This window comes from Streptomyces sp. NPDC030296, assembly GCF_055572815.1.
Genome location: NZ_JBVICQ010000008.1, coordinates 151487 through 173388, shown reverse-complemented (window position 1 = coordinate 173388; position 21902 = coordinate 151487). Strand labels below are relative to the sequence as shown.

Genomic DNA, 21902 nt, shown 5'->3' with positions numbered 1-21902 from the left:
GTTCCGAGGGCGCCCGTGCTCGTACCTGACCTGCGAAGATGGCCGAGAACCGCAGCTGGAGGAGTCACTCGGCCGGGCGCCGGGCGGGGGCGCGGGTGGCGACCGGGGAACGCTTCCCCGGCGGTGGCCCATAATGACCTGAGACATCGGATGTCTGATCAGGCAGGGAACAGCAGGAGGGCGGCGCCATGGCAGTCACCGACGAGGCGATCGAGAAGATCAAGGACATGATCGTCTCCGGGGCGCTGCGCCCGGGCGACCGGCTGCCCAAGGAGAGCGAACTCGCCGCCGATCTGGGACTGTCCCGCAACTCCCTGCGCGAGGCGGTGCGCGCCCTGTCGCTGATCCGCATCCTGGACGTACGGCAGGGTGACGGCACGTATGTGACCAGCCTCGACCCGCAGCTCCTGCTGGAGGCGCTGAGCTTCGTCGTCGACTTCCACCGCGACGACACGGTTTTGGAGTTCCTCGCCGTGCGCCGCATTCTGGAGCCGGCCGCCACGGCGATGGCGGCCCTGCGCATCAGCGAGCAGCAACTGGACGCGCTGGGCGCCCAGTTGGACAAGCTGGGCGACCATCCGTCGGTGGAGGAACTGGTCGCCTGCGACCTGGAGTTCCACAAGGGCATCGTGCAGAGCTCCGGGAACTCCGTGCTCTGCTCCCTCCTGGACGGCCTGTCGGGCCCCACCACCCGGGCCCGCGTCTGGCGGGGCCTCACCCAGGAGGACGCCGTCAGCCGCACCCTCCACGAACACCGCGCCATCCTCGCCACCCTCCGCGACCGCGACGCCGAGGCCGCCCGCTCCTGGGCGACGGTCCACATCGCGAGCATCGAGCAGTGGCTGCGGTCGTCGCTGTGAGGCGATGATCACTCGCGCCCGGCGGGCGGCGCGTGTTGTGGCCGTGCGAACGGGGCATTGATCCGTTCACTCCCCCGTGCAAGGGGGCTGCGAAGGCCCCCTGGGCACGCCGTAAGGTTGGGGCGTACGCGAGGGCACGTCGGAAGGAGGCGCTGGGTGATCGAGCTGGAGGGGGTTCCCGAGCTGATCGACCCAGTCATGGTGGCCGCGTTCGAAGGCTGGAACGACGCCGGCGACGCCGCCTCCACCGCGGTCGCGCACCTGGACCGGGAGTGGAAGGGCGAGGTGTTCGCGGCGCTCGACGCCGAGGACTACTACGACTTCCAGGTGAACCGGCCCACGGTGTGGCTGGACGGCGGCGTACGCAAGATCACTTGGCCGACGACAAGGTTGTCGGTGGTGCGGGTCGGCGGCGAGAAGCCCCGCGATCTCGTGCTGGTCCGGGGTATCGAGCCGTCGATGCGGTGGCGCTCGTTCTGCAACGAGCTGCTGGGCTTCGCCCACGAGCTGGGCGTGGAGCTGGTGGTGATCCTGGGCGCCCTGCTCGGTGACACCCCGCACACGCGTCCGGTCCCCGTCAGCGGGGTCACGTCGGACCCGGATCTCGCGCAGCGCATGGACCTGGAGGAGACCAAGTACGAGGGCCCCACGGGCATCGTCGGCATCCTCCAGGAGGCGTGCACGCACGCGGGGGTCCCGGCGGTGTCGCTGTGGGCCGCGGTGCCGCACTACGTGTCGCAGCCGCCGAACCCGAAGGCGACGCTGGCCCTCCTCAACCGCCTGGAGGACCTGATCGACGTGCGCATCCCGCTGGGCGAGCTGCCCGAGGACGCGCGCGCCTGGCAGGTGGGGGTGGACCAGCTGGCCGCCGAGGACAGCGAGGTCGCGGAGTACGTACAGACGCTGGAGGAGGCGCGGGACACCGCGGAGCTGCCGGAGGCGTCGGGCGAGGCCATCGCCCGCGAGTTCGAGCGGTATCTGCGGCGTCGCGACGGCGGCCCCACCGGTGCGGCCGGCGGTCACGCCACGGCCGACGGGGGCGACACCGGCCCCGGCGCGTGGAACCCGAAGGACAACCCCGGTGGCCGGGCGCGACCGCCCAAGCCGCCACGGGCGGGCGGCGACGACGAGGAGTCCTCGGAGGACTGATCGGCCCGGTCCCGTGAGAGGACGTCACCGCGCGCTCCCCACTCCCTGGCGCAGGGGGCGGGGAGCGCGGCGGCCTTCCTGGTCCGTGCCGGTCCGCCGGCCGCCGGTCAGTGCTCCACCGCGACGACCGTGTACGTCGTGTCCGGCGTCGGGGTCGTGGTGAAGCGGGCGTTGGGCAGGTACAGGCGGTTCTTGTGGGCGGCGACGGTCGTCGGGACGTCGAAGTCCGGGTCCGTGAGCCGGCCCTCGAAGATGCCGGAGCGGCCGTCCGCGGCGAGCTGGAACACGTCGATCGCGTTCTGACGGTTCTGCACCACGTACAGCCGCCGTCCGAGGAGCAGCAGGCCGTCGCCGTTGGTGAGGGGCGCGGAGTCGCCGAGGTCGACGAGCCGGGTGACGCCGGTGCGCGGGTCGACCCGGTGCAGTCCCCCGGCGCCGGACTGCACGACGAGCAGGGCCTTGCCGTCCGGGGTTGCGGTGATGCCGTTGGCGTTGACCGTCTCTCCGGGCGTCTGGGCCCAGTCGCCGCGCAGGGTGAGCGTCACGACGTCGTCCGCGTGCGGCAGCTCACCGTGCTTGCCGAGCGGCAGCGCGTGGAGGGCCGGCTGGAACGAGTCGGTGAACCAGGCGGTCCGCGAGGCCAGGAAGACGTCGTTGGCGAAGCTGGGCGTCGCCGTGCTGAGCCGGTACGAGGCGAGGACCGCGCCGGTGCGTACGTCGACCACGCGGGCGCCCTGGGCACGTCCGGCGACGAACAGCCGTCCCCGTCCGTCGAGTTCGAGGCCGACGGAGGGTGTGCCGGGCCCGGTGGAGATGATGCGGCCCTGCCCGGTGCGCAGGTCGGCGCGGTAGATGGAGCCGTCGGCGAGGGAGCCGAGGTAGGCGTAGGGGCCGCCGCCGATGGCGATGCCCTCGGGGCGGAAGCCGTTGGGGAGCGGGATGACGTCCGGCCAGGTCTTCCCGGCCGCCGCGGCGGTCCCGGCGGCCGACGTCCCGACGAGCAGGGCGCCCGCGGTGGCGGCCGACGCCGTGAGCAGTCCTCGTCGGCTGACGGGGCGTTGGGCCGAGTGGAGGGAGAGGGAGGAGCGGGAGGAGTGGGAGAAGTGGGGGGAGGAGTGCGGGGGTGCCACTGTGCGTCCCTTCCACGAAGGGACCGGCGGCTGGCCGGTCCGGCTTCGACTGACGTCGTTCACCCCATCACATGCCGCCCCGCCCCGCAGCCTTCGACAACCGACCGACAGGGCGTCGACAGCCCCCCGACATGGTCTCGACGCCCCCGCGTACACGGAGGAAGGGCCCTCGCCCGGGCGGGAGGCCCCGCATGCGCGGAGCAAGGGCCCTCCCCTGGGCACGAGGCCCCACGTGCGCGGAGGAAAGGCCCGTGTCCTCGCGGAGGGCACCCGCGTACGCGCAAGGGGCGCCCCCTCCGAACGGAGAAGGCGCCCCCTCGCTGCGACACCACCGCGCCGACTGAGCGCGTGTCACGTGTGACGGCCGGTCATCCCTGTGCCGCCTGTGCAGAGTCGTTACTTCACAGGGCCACGCCGAGGAGGGCGTCCACGGCGCGGGAGACGACACCGGGTGCCCCCTCGTCCGTGCCGCCCTGCTCCTGCTGGAGCGCGGCCCAGCGGTCGACCGCCGCGAGCGCGGCCGGGGCGTCCAGGTCGTCGGCGAGGGCCTCACGGATCTCCTCGACGAGCGCCTCGGCGGGCGGCCCGTCGGGCCGGGAGACGGCGGCACGCCACCGGCCCAGCCGGGCGACGGCGTCCTGGAGGACCTGGTCGGTCCACTCCCAGTCGGCCCGGTAGTGGTGAGCGAGGAGCGCGAGCCGTATGGCCGCGGGGTCGACGCCGTCCCGGCGCAGCCGGGAGACGAAGACGAGGTTGCCCTTGGACTTCGACATCTTCTCGCCGTGCAGCGCGACCATGCCGGCGTGGACGTACGCCTTGGCCATGGGGAACTCGCCGGTCAGCACCTGGGCGTGCGAGGCGCCCATCTCGTGGTGCGGGAAGGCGAGGTCGGAGCCGCCGCCCTGCACGTCGAAGCCCATGCCGAGGTGGTCCAGGGCGATGGCGACGCACTCGATGTGCCAGCCGGGCCGGCCGCGGCCGAGGGAGCCGCCGTCCCAGCTGGGCTCGCCCTCGCGCGCGGCCATCCACAGCATCGGGTCGAGGGGGTTCTTCTTGCCGGGCCGGTCCGGGTCGCCGCCGCGCTCGGCGGACAGCAGCCGCATCGCGGCGGCGTCGAGACCGGAGACCTTGCCGAAGTCGGGGTCGGACTCGACGGAGAAGTAGATGTCGCCCTCGAGTTCGTACGCGGCGCCGGCGTCGCGGAGCCGCTCGACGAGCGGGACGATACCGGGGATGGCTTCGACGGCGCCGATGTACTCCCTCGGCGGCAGCATCCGCAGAGCGGTCATGTCCTCGCGGAAGAGGGCGGTCTCCTTCTCGGCGAGGGCCACCCAGTCGATGCCGTCGCGCTCGGCCCGCTCCAGCAGCGGATCGTCGACATCGGTGACGTTCTGGACGTAGTGAACCTGCCGCTTGGTGTCGAGCCACACGCGCTGAACGAGGTCGAACGCGTTGTAGGTCGCCGCGTGACCCATGTGGGTGGCGTCGTACGGGGTGATACCGCAGACGTAGATACGGGCGACGGGACCGGGGTCAAGGGTGACCAGACCGCCGGTCGCGGTGTCGTGGATCCTCAGGTCGCGGCCCTTGCCGGGCAGGACGGGGACCTCAGAAGCGGGCCAGGCATACATGCCACGAGCCTAACCCGATCCCTCCCAGGTTAAGCCGGGGGCGCCCGGCGGTTCGGGCGCACACGATGCACGGCACTCGCGGGTGGTGGAGCCCTGCCGCACCACCGCCTCACACCGGCGGCCACGGGATCGCCGGCCACTCCCCGCTCGGTTCCGGGTGGCGGCCGGTCCTCAGCAGGGTGGCCACCCGCTCCCTGGTGGCGTCCAGTTCGGCGGCCGTGATCAGACGCGACAGCTTCGCCGCCAGCTCACCGCCGTCGCCCAACGCGTCCCGCAACCGCTTCAGCACGTCGACGGCCTCGTCCGTGAGGGGCTCCCCCGCCCACCCCCACAGCAGGGTCCGCAGCTTGTTCTCGACGTTGAAGGTCACGCCGTGGTCGATGCCGTAGAGCCGGTCCTCGGCGGCGGGCAGGAGATGGCCGCCCTTGCGGTCCGCGTTGTTGATGACGGCGTCGAGGACGGCGAGGCGGCGCAGTCGCCGGTCGTCGGCGTGCACGAGGAGCGCGGTCTCGCCGTCGCCGACCTCGGCGAAGCCGACGGCCTTCCAGCCCTCCCCCGCCTCCTCACCGTCCACGAGGGCGAGCAGCTCCGAGCCGGGCACCCCCTCGATCCACAGCTGGCACATGCCCTCCCCGTACGGCCCGTCCCGCAGCACCGTGGGCGGTACGAGACCCCACCCGGTCGCCTCGGACACCTCGTACGCGGCGACCTCGCGCTGCGCGAGCGTCCCGTCGGGGAAGTCCCACAGCGGGCGCTCCCCGGCGACGGGCTTGTAGACGCAGGCGGCCTCACGTCCCTCGTACGAGACCGAGCAGTACAGGACCGCGTTGGACGCCTCGCGCACCTGGCCGCGCACGGTCAGCTCGCCCTCGGCCAGCAGCACGACGGCCGGGGTCCGCCCGTCGGAGGTCACTCCCCGCGGCGGTATCCGTTCTGGCGCGGACATACGTGTCCCTCCGGGTCGAGCGGAAGACTGCACAGCGGGCACGGCGGCCGGCCCGCGTTGACGACGTCCAGGGCGCGTTTGGCGAAGGCCCTGGCCTGGGCGCCGGTGAGGCGGACGCGGAGCATCGGCGGGCCGTTCTCCTCGTCCTGGAGGAGCCGCTCCTCGGCCTCGGCGAGGTCCTCCTCGGAGTCGGCGTCCAGCTCGACCAGCGCCTGGGCCTCGACGATCATGCGCTGCTCGTCGCCGTCCCAGGCCAGCGCCATGGTGCCGACGCGGAACTCCTCCTCGATGGGGGTTTCCAGCGGTGCCGTGTCCGAGACCTCGGTGGGGGCGACGGCGGGCACCGGGGCACTGCCGCCGCTGCGCCGCACGACCTCGTCGAGCAGCTCGTCCATGCGCTCGGCGAGCGCGGCGACCTGGGTCTTCTCCAGGGACACGCTGGTGACCCGCTGCCCCGATGAGGCCTGCAGGAAGAAGGTCCGGCGCCCGGGCAGCCCGACCGTACCGGCCACGAAGCGGTCCGGGGGGTCGTAGAGGAACACCTGACGGGACACGTCCTGTCTCCATTGGAATCGACGTCGGGACCGGTCGCTCCGGCTGCTGACGGGTTCAGCGCCTTCGCGACCGCTTCACCCTACTGCGGTTGACGATCACGGTGCTCCCGCGCCGCCCCCGACGGCGGCGTCGCCGTCCGGGGGTTCCTCGCGCGGCGCCAGGGACGCGAAGTCCCCGGTGTCGCCGAGGCGGACGAGAAACGGCCGCAGTCGTGTGTAACGGATCGCGGTGATGGAACACGGTTCGACAGAAATCCGCTGGAAGAGGTCCAGATGAAGTCCGAGTGCGTCCGCGACGAGCGACTTGATGATGTCGCCGTGGGAGCACATCACATACACGGCGTCCGCCCCGTGGTCGCGCTCCACGCGCGCGTTCCACTCCCGTACCGCCTCCGCCGCCCGATGCTGCATCTCCCGCATCGACTCCCCGCCGGGGAACTGCACGGCCGTCGGATGCGACTGGACGACCTGCATCAGCGGCTCGTCGGCGAGTTCGGCGAGCTTGCGGCCGGACCAGTCGCCGTAGTGGCACTCGCCGATGCGGTCGTCGGTGTGCGGACTCAGCTCGGGCCGGGCCTCCAGGAAGGGGCGCATCGTCTCCTGGCAGCGCTGGAGGGGGCTGGTGACGACCTCGGAGATCGGCAGCCCGGCGAGACGGCCGGGCAGTGCCGCGGCCTGCGCGGTGCCGCGCTCGTCGAGGGCTACGCCGGGTGTCCACCCGGCGAGCACACCATCGGTGTTGGCGGTGGACCGGCCGTGCCGGACGAGGATCAACGTGGGCATGCGGCCCAGCCTAGACGCCCTTCCTGCGGCTCCACCGATGAGAAAGGAACTCCCTGTGATCGTCGACTGCGCCGTCTACCGCGACGGCCACCGCACCGAGGGGCCCGAGGACCTCTCCGACGCCCTGGCCGCCGCGCGTGCCTCGGGCGGCTTCGTGTGGATCGGCCTGCATGAGCCGACGGAGAAGGAGTTCGCCCTCGTCACCGAGGAGTTCGCACTGCATCCGCTGGCCGTCGAGGACGCCCTGAAGGCGCACCAGCGGCCGAAGCTGGAGGTGTACGAGGACTCGCTGTTCATGGTGTTGAAGCCGGTCGTGTACGAGCCGGCCGGGGACACGGTGAGCACGGACGAGATCATGGTGTTCCTCGGCGACTCCTTCGTGGTGACCGTCCGCCACGGCGGGGGCTCGCCCCTGAACGCCGTACGGCGCCGGCTGGAGCAGGAGCCGGAGCTGCTGGGCGAGGGGCCCACGTCGGTGCTGTACGCGATCACGGACGCCACGGTCGACCACTACCTGGAGGTGGCGACCGAGCTCCAGACGGACCTGGAGGAGCTGGAGACGGAGGTGTTCTCCCCGGACGTCGGCGGCTCGCGGAACACCGCGTCGCGGATCTACACCTTCAAGCGTCAGGTGCTGGAGTTCCGCCGCGCCACCGGCCCGCTCGCCGCGCCGCTCACCCGGCTCTCCGGCCAGGGCGCGACCGGCTCCGCCGTGCCGTTCGTGAACGAGCAGGCCCGGCCCTTCTTCCGTGACGTCAGCGACCATCTCACCCGCGTGAACGAGTCCGTCGAGGGCCTGGACCGGCTGGTGTCCGACATCCTCTCGGCGCATCTCGCACAGATGAGCGTCCGGCAGAACGACGACATGCGGAAGATCTCCGCGTGGGCGGCCATGGCGGCGATCCCCACGATGGTCGCCGGGATCTACGGCATGAACTTCGAGCACATGCCCGAGCTGCGCTGGGTGTGGTCGTATCCGGCGGTGATCGCGGTGACCGCCGGGCTGGAGGTGCTGGTGTACCGGTTGTTCAAGCGGCGCGGGTGGCTGTGACGACCGGCCGCCGCGCGCGGGGAGACCGGGCGGAGCGGGGAGTGCTCCACGCGCGCGTGCGGCTGTTCGTGCCCGGGGCTCAGGCGAACTCGGGTGCCGCGGTCGCCGGTCCGCCGAGCGCGTCGCGGCGCTCCGGCATCTCCAGGGTGACCATGCGGCGCCAGCCGAAGGCCCGCTCGTAGGCGTACACCGCGTGGATGCCCGCCGCGAGCACGGCGGACTTGGCCTTCGGCCAGCCGAGGACGCGCCCCATGTGGGCCATCACGGCGAGGCTGACGTCCCGGTAGACGGCGATCTCGGCGAGGGCGCACTCGCGCAGGGTCCGCTGGATGAGGCGGCCGTGTCCGGCGGCGGCGAACCGCAGGAGTTCCTCGTGGGTGTAAGCGAGGTGGTTGTCCTCGTCGTCGGAGATCATCCGGACGGCCTTGCCGATCTCCGGGTGGTCGGCGAAGTGCTTGCGGAGCAGCACCATCTGCTCGGAGGCGCGCTGTTCGGTGACACGGCTGTGGGACAGGTAGACGATGATGTCCCGCACGGTGAGGGCCTGGTCGGCCTTGAGCTTGTCGTGGGCCAGTCCGATGCCGTGGCGCTCCAGCAGCATCGTGTAGTCGGTCTCCGGCGGAACCTCCACGGGTTCGAGGCCGCGTTTTCTCATCAGGGCGTTGAAGATCCGTCCGTGCTTGTCCTCGTCCGCGCCGTGGCGGGTGATCCTGGGGGCGAGCGCGCGTTCGCTCTCCGGGACGAGCGCGGCGATGCGCGCGTTCTCCCAGCCGCCCTGGGACTCACCGCTGGCGGCGATGGAGCAGAACAGCCGGAACGACTCGTCGTCGTCGATGATCTCCTGGAACAGGCTCTTGGCCGAAAGCATCTGAGGCACCTCTCTGCAGGACCCTGAGAATCGAGTCAAATGGGGTACCAGGAGTCGGGCAACAGCTGTGTCGGACAAATCCGCCAAACGAAGGACGACTGGGCGGCGAAGACGCGTAACCGAGAGGGCCGGTGGCGCGTTGTGCCCCGTGACGGCCGTGGCGGGGAAGACCCCCGAGCCCCCACCACGGCCGTAGAGCTTCCCGGGGCCGGCGTGGGGGCGCCGGCCCCGATCGTTAGGCGAGCCCGGCCCGCTCCAGGGCCTCGGTGCCGGCCCGCAGCGAGGCGATCCGCTCGTCCAGCGTGAAGCCCGCGGGCGCCAGCGTGAGGGTGGTGACGCCGGCCTCCTCGTAGGCCTTCATCCGGTCGGCGATGCGCTCCACGGAGCCGAGGAGCGTCGTCTGGTCGATGAGCTCGTGCGGGATCGCGGCCGCGGCACCGGCCTTGTCGCCGGCCAGGTACTTGTCCTGGATCTCGGCGGCCTCCTTCTCGTAGCCCATGCGCTGGGCGAGCTGGTTGTAGAAGTTCTGCTTGCGGCTGCCCATGCCGCCGACGTACAGCGCGGTGTAGGGGCGGAAGGTGTCGGCGAGCGTCGTGACGTCCTTGTCGTCGCCGACGGCGAGCGGCAGCGTCGGGCACACGTCGAACCCGTCGAGGGTCTTGCCGGCCTTCTCGCGGCCCGCGCGCAGGTGCGTGATGGCGGTGTCCTCCAGGTGCGCGGCCGACGGGAAGATCAGCAGCGCGCCGTCGGCGATCTCACCGGTCTGCTCCAGGTTCTTCGGACCGATCGCCGCGATGTACAGCGGGATGTGCTCGCGGGTGGGGTGCACGGTGAGCTTGAGCGGCTTGCCGGGGCCGCCGGGCAGCGGCAGCGTCCAGTGCTCGCCGTCGTGGGACAGGCGCTCGCGGGTCATCGCCTTGCGGACGATCTCCACGTACTCGCGGGTGCGGGCGAGCGGCTTGTCGAACTTGACGCCGTACCAGCCCTCGGAGACCTGCGGGCCGGAGACCCCGAGGCCGAGGCGGAACCGGCCGCCGGAGAGCGAGTCCAGGGTCGCGGCGGTCATGGCGGTCATCGCCGGCTGGCGGGCCGGGATCTGGAAGATGGCCGAGCCGACGTCGATGCGTTCGGTCTTGGCGGCGACCCAGCTGAGCACGGTGGCGGCATCCGAGCCGTACGCCTCCGCCGCCCAGCACACCGCGTAGCCGAGGCGGTCGGCCTCCTGGGCCACGGCGAGGTTGTCCCCGTCCATTCCGGCGCCCCAGTAGCCGAGGTTGATCCCGAGCTTCATGTAGACCCGCCTTCCCCTTACCGATCAGTAACGTCCTTGTTCCGCCTGACCTTACCGGGGGAAGGCGGCAGAGGGGCCAGTGCGGGTGCCTCCTGACCGGTCGCGCGGTGCGCTGGGGAAATCGGTCGTCCACAGGCCCCCACACGGCGAACTCCGGACAGTAATGTCGGCGTCCATGGAGCAGAGGCATCTCGGCCGTACCGGCCTGCGCGTGTCCCGGATCGGGCTCGGCACCCTGACGTGGGGCCGCGACACGGACGAGCATGACGCCGCGGACATGTTGAAGGTGTTCTGGGAAGCGGGCGGCACCCTCGTCGACACGGCGGACGTGTACGGCGACGGCGAGGCCGAGTATCTGCTCGGCCGGCTCATGGACGGCCTTGTGCCCCGCCGTGACCTGGTCATCTCCACGAAGGCCGGCAGCGTCCCCGACCCCGACCGCCGCTTCGACGGCTCCCGCGGTCATCTGCTCGCCGCCCTGGACGCCTCCCTGGCCCGCCTCGGCACCGACCACGTCGACCTCTGGCACCTCCACGCCTACGACCCCGAGACCCCGCTGGAGGAGACGCTCCACGCCCTCGACCTGGCCGTCAGCAGCGGCCGCGCCCGCTACGCCGGGGTCTCCAACTTCTGCGGTTGGCAACTCGCGAAGGCGGCCACCTGGCAGCTCGCCGCACCGGGGATACGCACCCGGCTGGCCAGTACGCAGATGGAGTACTCCCTGCTCCAGCGCGGCGTCGAGCGCGAGGTGCTGCCGGCCGCGCTGGACCTCGGGGTCGGGCTGCTCCCGTCCTCCCCGCTGGGCCGCGGGGTGCTCACCGGGAAGTACCGGCACGCCACGCCGCCGGACTCGCGGGGCGGCTCCGAGCACATGGCCCGGTTCGTCGCGCCGTACCTCGACGACACGGCGACCAGCATCGTGGACGCGGTGCAGACCGCCGCGGACGGGCTCGCCGTGACGCCGCTCCAGGTCGCCCTCGCCTGGGTCCGGGACCGGCCGGGGGTCGCCGCACCCATCGTCGGAGCGCGCAACGCGCTCCAGCTCACGGCGGCGTTGTCAGTGGAGACCCTTAGTCTTCCTGACGAGATCTGCCGGGCGCTCGACGACGTGTCGGCGCCCGTGCACCGCTATCCCGATCACGACTGGAGCACGCTGTGAGCACGGAGCCCGCGACCACGGAGCCGGACGAGCCGGGGGACCGCGCCGACGGAACCCCCGACGCCGGGACCGCGGAGGCCGAGGGCACACCCGACGGCCGGGACACGGCGGCCGCCGCGGCCACGGACGACAGTGCCCGGGAGGACGGGGAGACCGGGGAGACCACCGAGGCCGCGGGAGCCGAGGAGGCCACGGGGGACGCGGCTGTCGGCGCGGAGAGCGCCGACAGCGGGTCCGACCTGTCCGAGGCTCAGGCCGAGTTGGCGGCGCAGAAGCTGGAGCGGGAGCGGATCGAGCGGCGGAAGGCCGAGAAGAAGGGGCCGATCACGGCGGGCGCCAAGCTCAGCGGCACGGCGGCCGACCTGCTGGCGGCCGTACGGGCCGTGGAGGGCGGGCAGAAGCCCTCGGCCACCGTCTTCGCGGAGCCGGAGCCCGCGCCGCGGCGGCCCGCGCCGGAACCGGTGCGGCGCCCGGAGCCGGTGGCCGCCCCCGTCGCCGTGGCGCCCTCGGGCGAGACCGTCGGCGCGGTGCGCGCGGTGCTGGCCGAGGGCGGGGCTCCGGAGGCGCTGGCGCCGCAGGTCGCCGAGGCACTCGGCGAGGGCGCCGGTGACCGTCTGCGCGAGGACCCCTGGCAGTTGCTGCGGGTCGGCGGGGTCCGGCCCGAACAGGCCGACGGTTTCGCGCGGGCGCTGCTCGGCGCGGAGTGCGGCCCGGACGACGAGCGGCGCGGCCGGGCGGTCACGGTATGGCTGCTGGAACAGGCCGCGGTCGCCGGGCACACCGCGCTGGAGGTCCCGGTCCTCACCGCCGCGCTCGCCCAGCGTGCGGTGCCGGACCCGGACGAGGCCGTGCAGAGCGCCGTCGCCGAGGGCGAGGCGCTGATCTTCCAGGACGCGCTCGACGACGCCCCGCCCGTCGCGGCGGCCACCGACGCCGAGGACGACGAGGAGGAGCCGGAGCGCCCGGTGCGTGTCCTGGTCGGCCTGGAGCGTTACGCCCTCGCCGAGGAGAGCCTCGCCGACGGCCTCGCCCGGATTGTGAACTCCCTGCCCAAGGACGACACCACGGAGTGGGCGTCCGCGGCCGCGTCGGCGCCCCGTCCCGCCGCCGAGCTGATCCGCGCCGTCGCCGGGGACGGGCTCGTCCTGCACACCGGCGGCGAGGCCGCCCGCGCCGAGCCCGCCGCGCTGGTCGCCGCCGCGCGCGCCCTCGGGCTGCGGGCGTACGCGGCCACGCACAGCGCGGACGGCAGGCGGCGGTTCGCCGCGCTGCTGGACGCCGTCGGCGCGGACGGCGCGGCCCCCGGCGACGCCGGGACGGGTGGTTCCGCCGTGGTCACCGTGGACGGGCTGCTGGCCGGAGCCGAGGGGCCCGGCAGGGACACCGAGGGCGCGTTCGCCCTCGATCTGCTCGTGGTGCTGGACGCGCCGCAGCTCGACGTGGAGACCGCCGCCGTCCTAGTCGAGTCGCTGCCCGACGGGGCACGGCTGGTGCTCAGCGGCGATCCGGGGGTGCTGTGGTCCGCCGGGCCGGGTCGGGTGTTCGCGGACCTCCTCGCCGCCCGGGCCTGCCCGCAGGTCGCCTCACGGACCCCGGACCCCGGCCCGCTCGGTGAGCTGGTCTCCGGGATCGGGATCGGGGAGCTCAACCAGGTGGAGGCGCCCGGCAAGGAGGTCGTGATCGTGCCGGTGCGGGACGCCGGGGAGGCGGTGCACCGGACCGTGCAGCTTGTCGTGGACTCCGTGCCGAGGGCCTTCGGCATCCCGGCCGAGCAGGTGCAGGTGATCACCCCCGGCCATGGGGGCGCGGCGGGCACCCGTGCGCTGAACGCGGCACTGAAGGAGCGGCTGAACCCCGGGCCGGGCCGCTTCGGCGGGTTCGACCCCGGTGACCGTGTCGTCCACTCCCCCGTGCCGGGCCGTGCGACGCCGGGTCGCGTCGTGAAGGCCGACGCCGAGGGGCTGCATCTGGAGGGCGCGGGGGGCGCCGTCGTCGTACCGAAGGAACGGGTCGAGACGGCCGTACGGCACGGGTGGGCGCTCACGGCGCACCAGGCGGTGGGTCACCGTTGGCCGGCCGCGGTGGTCGTCCTGCCGGGTGACGCGGGCGCGGCGCTCAGCCGTCCCTGGGTCTACACCGCGTTCTCCCGTGCGGAGCGGCATCTGTCCGTCGTCCACGGCGTCGAGCAGATGCTCCCCCGCGCGGTCGCCGAGGTCCCCCCGAAGCCCCGTACGACCCGCCTCCCGGCCCTGCTCAAGGCGCAGGTGCCCCCGGCCGGCTGACACCCGGTGGGACCGGCCCGGAGGGCAGTCCGGGCCGCCCGCCCTACCGGTCCGCGTCCAGCGGCTCCAACTCCTCGTCATCCTCCTCGTCCAGAACGATCTCGTCCTCGAGATCCTCGTCGTCCTCGAGATCGTCCTCGTCGAAAACCGCGCTGACGTCGAAGCGGCAGACGACCCGCTGGGGGTCGACGTTCTCGAACGGGGCCTCCAGCCACTCCCCGGGGTCGGCCGTGTCGTCCCCGGCGGTGACCCAGAGGGTGGAGTCGCCCTCCTCCAGGCCGAACTCCTTGTGCCGGGAGGCGATCTCGTCCGGTTCGAATTCGCCGAACAGGACGCCCAGGGCGCCGTGGACGGTGGCCGACGCCTCGTCGTCGCCGGCGCCGACGGCGGACGGCTCGTCGGCCGCCTCCACCCGCTGCGCCTGCGCCAGCAACCGCTGCGGCTCCACCACCGTGTAGTCCCGCCGGATCAGCACGCTCAGCGCGCTCGGCTCCTCGGGTCCGGTGTACGGCGGCATGTCCTCGGTGCCGGGGATCTCGAAGGGAGTGACCTCGTCGTAGCGGTCGTAGAGCAGTTCGTCGTACTCCTCGGCGGCCGCGGCCAGCTCGTTGAACGCCTCGTAGACGGCCGGGTCGTCCTCACCCGACCGGCGTTCGACCGCGGCCAGGTGGCGGTCGAGCGCGGTCTTGACCGCCTCGGCGGCGGCGCGTACCTCGGCAGCGGTGGGCTGCGCAGCATCAGACATAGTGCAGACGCTATCCGTACCGGGCCCCAGCCCGCACAATAGATACCGATGCCGGAATACGAATTTGTCGACGTGTACGTACCGCGCGGGGTCTCCCGCAAGGACGCCACACGCCTGCTGACGGACCATGCCGAGTACGGACACTGGGAGTTGGACCGACTGAGTCTGCTGCGCGATGGCAGCCGCAGGGTGCGGTTGCGCCGACGGATCATCCGCCAGGTGCGGGCCACGTGGTGATGTGAGCAGAGAGAAACGGAGCGGGCCCCGCTGGTGCGGGGCCCGCTCCGTTTCCTGTGCGTGGGATCCGGTTACCGCGCGGTGCCCCGTGCCTTGCGGTAGATCAGCGCGCCCCCGAGGAGCGTGCCGGCGCCCACCGTCAGGGCGAGGCCGAGCGGCACCTCGGCGCCGGTCTGGGCGAGCTGCCCGATGGGCCCGGGCTGGCCGTCGGTCCGGGTACCCGGCGTGTTGGTGCCACCGGGGCCGGGGGCATCCGGGTTTCCGGGGTTCCCAGGGTTGCCCGGATTGTTGGGGTTGCCCGGGTTCTCGGGAGTCCCGGGGTTACCGGGCTGCTCCGGGCCGGGCTGCTCGACCGGCGGGTTCTGCGGGCCGCCGGGGTTCTCGTGCGCCCCTCCACCGCCCGGGTTCCCGCAGTCGTTGCCGGTCGTGCCGTTGCCGAGACCGATCACGCTGACGCTGTTGCCGCAGGCGTTGACCGGTACGTGCACCGGGACCTGCACGTGATTGCCGGAGCCGACGCCCGGCGAGTTGCCGGCGTGACCGTCCGCGTGGGATCCGCCGCCGTGGGAGGAGCCGTAGCCGCCGTCGTGCGACGAGCCGTGGTGGCCGCCCCCGCCGTTGGAACACTCGTTGCCCGTGGCCGGGTTGCCGACGCCGACCACGTTGACACTGTTGCCGCAGGCGTTGACCGGTACGTGCACCGGGGCCTGCACATGGTTGCCCGACGCGATGCCGGGCGAGTCACTGGCGTGCCCCTGCGCCCGCGAGCCCCCGTACGACGATCCGGAACCACCGGCGTGCTTGCCGGTCTTGACGCCGTTGGAGCACTTGTTGCCGGACGCGGGGTTGAGCAGCCCGACGACGCTGACGGTGTTGCCGCAGACGTTGACCTCGGCCTCGACCGGCGCCTGCACGTTGTTACCTGAGAGAACGCCCGGCGAATGGGTCGCGGAGCCCTGGGCGCCGGAATCGGCGTGCGCGTATCCGCCGGCCGCGGCGAGGACGCCGGACGCGGCCGCCATCGTCATCAGGCCTTTGCGGGTGACCTGTCGCATGTCTGAATTACCTGCCTTAGCCCTATGGTCTGATCTTCTTCACCTTGTCCGTGGAACCGGTCGGCCCCGGAGTGCATGGCGCACACTCCGGGGCCAACGGTTATCGGACCCTCACCGGGTGAGGCACAACGTCACTTGTTGATGCAGGTGTTGCCGAAGGCGGGGTTCAGCAGCCCGATCACGTTGATCGTGTTGCCACACACGTTCACAGGGACGTGAACGGGCGCCTGGACGACGTTGCCGGACGCGACACCCGGGGAACCGACAGCGGCACCCTGGGCACCAGCGTCGGCAACAGCCAGACCCGCACCCGCGAGCACGAGACCACCGGTGGCAGCCGCAGCAGCGACGACCTTCTTGATCATTATTCCTCCTTGTTGGCAAAGCGACCCGGAGTAGCGGGTCACATCACCTGTAACGAGAAGGGAGTAATCGAGCTACGAGCCTATGGTCCGATTCACTCGACTCGGTCGATCATCGTACGTGCTGCCGATTAGGGGAGTATCGTTTCAATACACAATTCCGGGCAGTATCACGGCGGTTCAGGGCCGCTCGGGGATCACCAGGATCCCGTCGCGGAAGATCAGGACGCGTCGAGGAAACGGTCCAGCACACGCACACCGAACTTCAGGCCCTCCACCGGCACCCGTTCGTCGACTCCGTGGAACATGCCCGCGAAGTCCAGCTCCGGGGGCAGCTTCAGCGGGGCGAAGCCGAAGCCGCGGATACCGAGGTCGTCGAAGGACTTGGCGTCCGTACCGCCGGAGAGCATGTACGGGACCGCCTTCGCGGCCGGGTCCTCGGCAACCAGCGCGGACTGCATGGCGTCCACGAGCGCCCCGTCGAAGGACGTCTCCAGCGCCTTGTCGGAGTGCACGTCCTCGCGCCGCACCTTGGGCCCGAGGATCTTGTCGAGGTCGGCGAGGAACTCCTCCTCGAAGCCCGGCAGGAACCGTCCGTCGACGTGCGCGGTGGCCTCGCCGGGAATGACGTTGACCTTGTAGCCGGCGCCGAGTTGGGTGGGGTTGGCGGTGTTGCTGAGGGTGGCTCCGATGAGCTTGGCGATCCCGCCGAGCTTGGCGAGGGTGCCCTCCATGTTCTCCGGGTCCAGCTCCGTGCCGAGCGCGTCGCCGAGTTCGTCGAGGAAGGCACGGGTGGTCTTGGTGACCCGTACCGGGAAGGTGTGGCGGCCGAGGCGGGCGACGGCCTCGGACAGCTCGGTGATGGCGTTGTCGCGGTGGATCATCGAGCCGTGCCCGGCGGTGCCGGCCACGGTCAGCTTCATCCAGTGCATGCCCTTCTCGGCCGTCTGGATCAGATAGAGCCGCCGCTGCTCGCTGACGGTGAAGGAGAACCCGCCGACCTCGCTGATCGCCTCGGTGACGCCCTCGAAGAGCTCGGGGTGGTTCTTGACCAGGTACTTGGCGCCGTACGTACCGCCGGCCTCCTCGTCGGCGAGGAAGGCGAGGACGATGTCGCGCGGGGGCTTGCGACCGCTGCGCAGCCGGTCCCGGACGACCGCGAGGGTCATCGCGTCCATGTCCTTCATGTCGACCGCGCCCCGGCCCCACACACAGCCGTCGGCGACCTCACCGGAGAAGGGGTGGTGGGTCCAGTCGTCGGCGTTGGCCGGGACGACGTCGGTGTGACCGTGGATGAGCAGCGCGGGCCGGGACGGGTCCTCGCCCTCGATGCGGGCCACCGTCGAGGCACGGCCCGGGTGCGACTCGAAGATCCTCGGTTCGAGACCCACCTCGGCGAGCTTCTCCGCGACGTACTCGGCGGCCTTGCGCTCTCCCGGGCCCGAGTGGTCGCCGAAGTTGCTGGTGTCGATCTGGATCAGCTCGCGGCAGAGGTCCACGACCTCGTCCTCGCCGGTCACGCGCCTGGCCGTGTCCGTCTCGCTCACGCTGCTTCCTCCCGCTGTCGCTGCTGGTGGTTCCCCTCATCCTCCTCCTGCCCGGTGGCCCGCCCCAAGACCGGGACCGGCCCGTCACACGCCGTTCACGCCCCGGACCTCCGGGAACGGGGTGTGATCGAGGGCCCCGGAAAGCCTGGTAATGTTTTCTCTGTCGCCGCGGGGGACACCCCGCACGACAGACACCTTGTCCGGGTGGCGGAATGGCAGACGCGCTAGCTTGAGGTGCTAGTGCCCTTTATCGGGCGTGGGGGTTCAAGTCCCCCCTCGGACACAGTGGCGAAGGCCGCGACCATCAGGTCGCGGCCTTCGTGCGTAGGGTGCGGCGAACTGTGGGAGACGTCTCGTCCCACCGGGAAAACCCCGGCTCACGGGGATGGCCCGATGCCTCCGGGTTGCTTCGCGGATGCGTCCTCTTGGCCGATACGACAGGCCGTAGTCACGTGAGCACTAGAGTGTGGGGCTTGTTCGGCGCCGGGACGGAAACATCCCCAGGCAGACCTGCGGGCCCGCCCCCCGCGGGCACCGGCGACCTGTACGTGGTGATCCTCGCGGTGCTGGCCGCCGGCGCCGCGTACGTTCCGGTGGACGCCGATAACCCGACGAGCGCGCCTGGCTGGTGTTCGGGGAGGCCGGGGTGCGGGCCGTCGTCGGGGCCGGACACGAGCTGACCGTCCACGGCGCGTCCGACTCCTCCGCCGCGCGGGCCCGGGTTCGAGTACGACGCGTCCGGCGAACAGTGACGCCCGTTACCGGGTGCACCGCGTAAGGGCCTTTGCGTAGGGGGCGGGTGCCGGGGCGGGCAGAATGGCGGTCATGTCGTCGCGTCGCAGCCCCAAGGCCCGTTCGAAGCCCTCGTCCAGGTCCGCCGCCAGGTTCTCGGCGCCCGGCGGGGTGCCGTCGAGGGCGGCCGGCCCGTGCCCATGCGGTCTGCCGGGCACGTACGCGGACTGCTGCGGCCGTTTCCACGCCGGGCCGGCCGGGGCCGCGACCGCCGAGGCCCTGATGCGGTCCCGGTACAGCGCCTTCGTCTTCCAGGACGAGGCGTACCTCCTGCGGACCTGGCATCCGCGCACGCGCCCGACGCACGTCGACTTCGACCCGGGCATGCGCTGGACCGGCCTGGAGATCCTCGGCACGAGCGAGGGTTCGGCCTTCCACACCACCGGCACGGTCACCTTCCGCGCCTCGTTCCACGGCGGCACCCTGCACGAGCGCAGCCGTTTCGAGCGGGTGGACGGGGCGTGGGTGTATGTGGACGGGGAGTTCCTGGAGTCGTGACCCGGTGCCGGAGCTGTGGCCGCGGGCCTCAAGGGGCCAGTATGTCGAGTTCCTTCAGGGCGCCCTCGGTGATCTCTCGGGTGAGGTGTTCGGCCCGGGGGGCGTCGCCCTCGCGGATGGCCTCGGCGACCTGGACGTGGAGGGTGACGGCGGCGGGGTCCGGGTCGTCGAACATGACCTCGTGGTGGGTGCGGCCCGCGAGGACCTCCTCGACGACGTCGCCGAGGCGGGCGAACATCTCGTTGCCGGAGGCGGTGAGGATCAGCCGGTGGAAGGCGACGTCGTGGAGGAGGTAGCCCTCCAGTTTGTGGCCGCGTGAGTGGGCGACCATGCCGATCGCGCACTCGGTGATGGCGGCGCACTGCTCGGCGGTGGCGTGGGTAGCCGCCAGGGCCGCGGCGACCGGTTCGACCGCCGACCGCAGGACGGTCAGTGAACGCAGTTGGCGGGGGCGGTCGGCGCCCGCGAGACGCCAGCGGATGACCTGCGGGTCGTAGACGTTCCAGGCGGCGGCCGGACGGACGATCACTCCCACCCGGCGGCGGGACTCGACCAGGTGCATCGACTCCAGCACCCGCACCGCCTCCCGCATCACGGAGCGCGACACCTCGAACCGCTGGGCGAGTTCATCGGTGCGCAGGACGCTGCCCGGCGGGTACTCGCCGGCCGTGATCGCCGGGCCGAGCGTGTCCAGTACTCGGCCGTGCAGCCCCCGGCCCGGTGTGGTCATGGGGATCAGGGTACGAGGAGAACAGAGCGAACCATAAGTCAGGTTTATTTGGCACGAGGGCTTGAATTAGTCCTATGTAATCGGCTTCAGTGTCGTCGACGCCGGATGGCGTCCCAGATGTCGACGAGGACAGCGAGGTAGCCATGCGTACCCCTCCCGTCGTCGTGGTGATGGGCGTGGCGGGGACCGGCAAGACGACGATCGGTGCCCTGCTCGCGACCCGGCTCGGCGTTCCGTACGCCGAGGGCGACGACTTCCACCCCCAGGCCAACATCGCGAAGATGTCGGCCGGGACACCGCTCGACGACGCGGACCGGTGGCCGTGGCTCGACGCCATCGGCGACTGGGCGCGCGGCCGGGCCGGGCTCGGCGGGGTGGTCAGCTGCTCGGCGCTGAAGCGCGCCTACCGGGACCGGCTGCGGTCCACCGCGCCCGGCCTGGTCTTCGTGCACCTCGCGGGTGACCGGGCGCTGATCGAGGACCGTATGGCGCGCCGGCGGGGGCACTTCATGCCGACCGCGCTGCTCGACTCGCAGTTCGCCACGCTGCAACCGCTGGGGGCGGACGAGGCGGGTGTCGAGGTCGACGTCTCGGGCGACCCCGAGGAGATCACCGAACGGGCGGTCGTCGCGCTGCGAGCGCGGCTCGACCCGGCGTCGTGACCGACCCGGCTCCCCGGGCCCGCTGCCCCTCCCCCTCCGCTTTCCCCTCCCCTTCCTCCCCCTCCTCCAAGGAATCACCGTGACCAGACTCAGCGTCGAGATGCTGGCAGCGGACCCCGTCGAGCCGATCACCTCGGCGGGCCACGCGCAGTTGGGCATAGCCGTCCTGGCGGGCATCGCCGTCATCGTGCTGCTCATCACCAGGTTCAAGGTGCACGCCTTCCTGGCCCTGACCATCGGTTCGCTCGCGCTCGGCGCGTTCGCCGGGGCACCGCTGGACAAGGTGATCGTCAGCTTCACCACCGGGCTCGGGACGACCGTGGCCGGGGTGGGTGTGCTCATCGCGCTGGGAGCGATCCTCGGCAAGCTGCTCGCCGACTCCGGGGGCGCCGACCAGATCGTCGACACGATCCTCGCGAAGGCCGGCGGGCGGGCGATGCCGTGGGCGATGGTGCTGATCGCCTCGGTGATCGGGCTGCCGCTGTTCTTCGAGGTCGGGATCGTGCTGCTCATCCCGGTGGTCCTGATGGTCGCCAAGCGCGGCGGCTACTCGCTGATGCGGATCGGTGTCCCCGCCCTCGCGGGCCTGTCCGTCATGCACGGCCTGATCCCGCCGCATCCCGGGCCGCTGGTCGCGATCGACGCGGTCAAGGCCGACCTGGGGGCCACGCTGGCGCTGGGTCTGCTCGTCGCCGTACCGACCGTGATCATCGCCGGGCCGCTGTTCTCGAAGTACGCGGCGCGGTGGGTGGACGTCCCGGTGCCCGAGCGCATGATTCCCGCGCGGGCGTCGGAGGAGCTGGAGAAGCGGCCCGGGTTCGGGGCGACCATCGCGACGATGCTGCTGCCCGTCGTGCTCATGCTCGCCAAGGCCCTGGTGGACATCGTGGTCGACGACCCCGAGCAGATGGTGCAGCGGGTCTTCGACGTCGTCGGCTCGCCACTGATCGCGCTGCTCGCGTCGGTGCTCGTGGGCATGTTCACGCTGGGGCGGGCGGCCGGGTTCACCAAGGAGCGGCTGTCGTCGACCGTGGAGACGTCCCTCGCGCCGATCGCGGGCATCCTGCTGATCGTCGGGGCCGGCGGAGGCTTCAAGCAGACGCTGATCGACTCCGGGGTCGGGCGGATGATCCTGGAGATCTCCGAGGACTGGTCCATCCCCGCGCTCGTCCTGGCCTGGCTCATCGCGGTGTGCATCCGGCTCGCGACGGGCTCGGCGACCGTCGCGACCATCTCCGCGGCCGGGCTCGTGGCACCGCTGGCCGCCGACATGTCGTCGACCCACACGGCGCTGCTCGTCCTCGCCATCGGCGCCGGCTCCCTGTTCTTCAGCCATGTCAACGACGCCGGCTTCTGGATGGTCAAGGAGTACTTCGGCATGACCGTCGGTCAGACCATCAAGAGCTGGTCGGTGATGGAGACGATCATCTCGGTGGTGGCGGGGGCCCTCGTGCTGCTGCTGTCGCTGGTGATCTAGGACGCCGGTCCTGGGGGGGGGGGGGGGGGGGAGGGGGGGGGGGGGGGGGGGGGGAGGAAGGAGCAGGGGACGGTCGGGGGGCGGTTCGTGCGC

At 71.9% G+C, this 21902-nt stretch carries 21 protein-coding genes, 1 tRNA gene and 1 pseudogene; 11 read left to right on the top strand and 12 right to left on the bottom strand.

Going from position 1 to position 21902, the window contains the following annotated elements; all coding sequences use genetic code 11:
* Nucleotides 1-188: 188 nt before the first annotated feature.
* Both ACZ4Z3_RS23695 and ACZ4Z3_RS23690 read left to right on the top strand, forming a co-directional pair.
* Entirely contained in the window at nucleotides 189-860 is a 672-nt protein-coding gene (locus ACZ4Z3_RS23695; protein WP_468502881.1) for a FadR/GntR family transcriptional regulator, read from the top strand.
* A 156-nt stretch (nucleotides 861-1016) separates the two neighbouring features.
* On the top strand, nucleotides 1017-2009 hold the full coding sequence (locus ACZ4Z3_RS23690) for a PAC2 family protein (protein ID WP_099965637.1): 993 nt from the start codon (nucleotides 1017-1019) through the stop codon (nucleotides 2007-2009).
* Nucleotides 2010-2116: 107 nt separating this feature from the next.
* On the opposite strand, the gene ACZ4Z3_RS23685 is transcribed toward ACZ4Z3_RS23690, so the two are convergent.
* The 5 genes from ACZ4Z3_RS23685 to ACZ4Z3_RS23665 form a co-directional block, all read right to left on the bottom strand.
* Nucleotides 2117-3139 (bottom strand): NHL repeat-containing protein, encoded by a 1023-nt coding sequence (locus tag ACZ4Z3_RS23685; RefSeq protein WP_468502880.1) that lies wholly within the window; start codon nucleotides 3137-3139, stop codon nucleotides 2117-2119.
* 401 nt (nucleotides 3140-3540) lie between these two features.
* The gene (gene mshC / locus ACZ4Z3_RS23680; RefSeq protein ID WP_468502879.1) at nucleotides 3541-4770 is read right to left on the bottom strand and encodes a cysteine--1-D-myo-inosityl 2-amino-2-deoxy-alpha-D-glucopyranoside ligase; all 1230 of its coding nucleotides are present in this window, start codon (nucleotides 4768-4770) and stop codon (nucleotides 3541-3543) included.
* Nucleotides 4771-4879: 109 nt separating this feature from the next.
* Nucleotides 4880-5716, bottom strand: coding sequence for an SCO1664 family protein (locus tag ACZ4Z3_RS23675; protein ID WP_468502878.1), 837 nt, complete (start codon nucleotides 5714-5716; stop codon nucleotides 4880-4882).
* On the bottom strand, nucleotides 5680-6270 hold the full coding sequence (locus tag ACZ4Z3_RS23670; protein ID WP_055514112.1) for a DUF3090 domain-containing protein: 591 nt from the start codon (nucleotides 6268-6270) through the stop codon (nucleotides 5680-5682). Before ACZ4Z3_RS23670 ends, ACZ4Z3_RS23675 begins: the two co-directional genes overlap by 37 nt.
* Nucleotides 6271-6366: 96 nt before the next feature.
* Nucleotides 6367-7053, bottom strand: a complete 687-nt coding sequence (locus ACZ4Z3_RS23665) for a histidine phosphatase family protein (RefSeq protein ID WP_468502877.1) — start codon at nucleotides 7051-7053, stop codon at nucleotides 6367-6369.
* A gap of 55 nt (nucleotides 7054-7108) precedes the next feature.
* Here ACZ4Z3_RS23665 and corA point away from each other — a divergent pair, with 55 nt between their 5' ends.
* Nucleotides 7109-8104 carry a magnesium/cobalt transporter CorA gene (gene corA, locus ACZ4Z3_RS23660; protein WP_468502876.1) on the top strand — a complete coding sequence of 332 codons (996 nt, stop codon included), beginning with the start codon at nucleotides 7109-7111 and terminating at the stop codon, nucleotides 8102-8104.
* Nucleotides 8105-8183: 79 nt separating this feature from the next.
* Here the strand turns inward: corA and ACZ4Z3_RS23655 are convergent, their stop codons facing one another.
* Both ACZ4Z3_RS23655 and ACZ4Z3_RS23650 read right to left on the bottom strand, forming a co-directional pair.
* Nucleotides 8184-8972, bottom strand: coding sequence for a ferritin-like domain-containing protein (locus ACZ4Z3_RS23655; RefSeq protein ID WP_468502875.1), 789 nt, complete (start codon nucleotides 8970-8972; stop codon nucleotides 8184-8186).
* A 235-nt stretch (nucleotides 8973-9207) separates the two neighbouring features.
* Complete coding sequence (locus ACZ4Z3_RS23650; RefSeq protein ID WP_468502874.1) at nucleotides 9208-10263, bottom strand: LLM class F420-dependent oxidoreductase; 1056 nt, start codon at nucleotides 10261-10263, stop codon at nucleotides 9208-9210.
* 175 nt (nucleotides 10264-10438) lie between these two features.
* Here ACZ4Z3_RS23650 and ACZ4Z3_RS23645 point away from each other — a divergent pair, with 175 nt between their 5' ends.
* Complete coding sequence (locus ACZ4Z3_RS23645; RefSeq protein WP_107462689.1) at nucleotides 10439-11422, top strand: aldo/keto reductase; 984 nt, start codon at nucleotides 10439-10441, stop codon at nucleotides 11420-11422.
* Entirely contained in the window at nucleotides 11419-13704 is a 2286-nt protein-coding gene (locus tag ACZ4Z3_RS23640) for a helix-hairpin-helix domain-containing protein (protein WP_468502873.1), read from the top strand. Before ACZ4Z3_RS23645 ends, ACZ4Z3_RS23640 begins: the two co-directional genes overlap by 4 nt.
* 43 nt (nucleotides 13705-13747) lie before the next feature.
* Here ACZ4Z3_RS23640 and ACZ4Z3_RS23635 read toward each other — a convergent pair whose 3' ends face one another.
* Entirely contained in the window at nucleotides 13748-14449 is a 702-nt protein-coding gene (locus ACZ4Z3_RS23635; RefSeq protein ID WP_468502872.1) for a hypothetical protein, read from the bottom strand.
* Nucleotides 14450-14497: 48 nt separating this feature from the next.
* Between ACZ4Z3_RS23635 and ACZ4Z3_RS23630 the strand changes: the two genes are divergently transcribed.
* The gene (locus tag ACZ4Z3_RS23630) at nucleotides 14498-14686 is read left to right on the top strand and encodes a DUF5703 family protein (RefSeq protein WP_005485166.1); all 189 of its coding nucleotides are present in this window, start codon (nucleotides 14498-14500) and stop codon (nucleotides 14684-14686) included.
* A 71-nt stretch (nucleotides 14687-14757) separates the two neighbouring features.
* On the opposite strand, the gene ACZ4Z3_RS23625 is transcribed toward ACZ4Z3_RS23630, so the two are convergent.
* The 3 genes from ACZ4Z3_RS23625 to ACZ4Z3_RS23615 form a co-directional block, all read right to left on the bottom strand.
* Entirely contained in the window at nucleotides 14758-15741 is a 984-nt protein-coding gene (locus ACZ4Z3_RS23625) for a chaplin (RefSeq protein WP_468502871.1), read from the bottom strand.
* Nucleotides 15742-15872: 131 nt separating this feature from the next.
* On the bottom strand, nucleotides 15873-16106 hold the full coding sequence (chpH, locus tag ACZ4Z3_RS23620) for a chaplin ChpH (protein ID WP_468502870.1): 234 nt from the start codon (nucleotides 16104-16106) through the stop codon (nucleotides 15873-15875).
* A gap of 218 nt (nucleotides 16107-16324) precedes the next feature.
* Nucleotides 16325-17650, bottom strand: coding sequence for a M20/M25/M40 family metallo-hydrolase (locus tag ACZ4Z3_RS23615; protein ID WP_468502869.1), 1326 nt, complete (start codon nucleotides 17648-17650; stop codon nucleotides 16325-16327).
* Between the two features lie 198 nt (nucleotides 17651-17848).
* Here ACZ4Z3_RS23615 and ACZ4Z3_RS23610 point away from each other — a divergent pair.
* The 3 genes and pseudogenes from ACZ4Z3_RS23610 to ACZ4Z3_RS23600 all read left to right on the top strand — a co-directional run bounded on the left by ACZ4Z3_RS23610 (nucleotide 17849) and on the right by ACZ4Z3_RS23600 (nucleotide 18940).
* Nucleotides 17849-17933 (top strand) — tRNA-Leu (locus ACZ4Z3_RS23610).
* A 58-nt stretch (nucleotides 17934-17991) separates the two neighbouring features.
* Nucleotides 17992-18387: pseudogene (locus ACZ4Z3_RS23605) on the top strand (hypothetical protein); the annotation flags it as partial.
* Between the two features lie 88 nt (nucleotides 18388-18475).
* Nucleotides 18476-18940 carry a YchJ family protein gene (locus tag ACZ4Z3_RS23600; RefSeq protein ID WP_468502868.1) on the top strand — a complete coding sequence of 155 codons (465 nt, stop codon included), beginning with the start codon at nucleotides 18476-18478 and terminating at the stop codon, nucleotides 18938-18940.
* A 28-nt stretch (nucleotides 18941-18968) separates the two neighbouring features.
* Here ACZ4Z3_RS23600 and ACZ4Z3_RS23595 read toward each other — a convergent pair whose 3' ends face one another.
* Nucleotides 18969-19670, bottom strand: coding sequence for a FadR/GntR family transcriptional regulator (locus tag ACZ4Z3_RS23595; protein WP_468502867.1), 702 nt, complete (start codon nucleotides 19668-19670; stop codon nucleotides 18969-18971).
* A gap of 143 nt (nucleotides 19671-19813) precedes the next feature.
* Between ACZ4Z3_RS23595 and ACZ4Z3_RS23590 the strand changes: the two genes are divergently transcribed.
* Together ACZ4Z3_RS23590 and ACZ4Z3_RS23585 are read left to right on the top strand one after the other, a co-directional pair.
* Nucleotides 19814-20332, top strand: a complete 519-nt coding sequence (locus tag ACZ4Z3_RS23590) for a gluconokinase (protein ID WP_468502866.1) — start codon at nucleotides 19814-19816, stop codon at nucleotides 20330-20332.
* A gap of 79 nt (nucleotides 20333-20411) precedes the next feature.
* Nucleotides 20412-21809 (top strand): GntP family permease, encoded by a 1398-nt coding sequence (locus ACZ4Z3_RS23585; protein ID WP_468502865.1) that lies wholly within the window; start codon nucleotides 20412-20414, stop codon nucleotides 21807-21809.
* The last annotated feature ends 93 nt before the right edge of the window (nucleotides 21810-21902 follow it).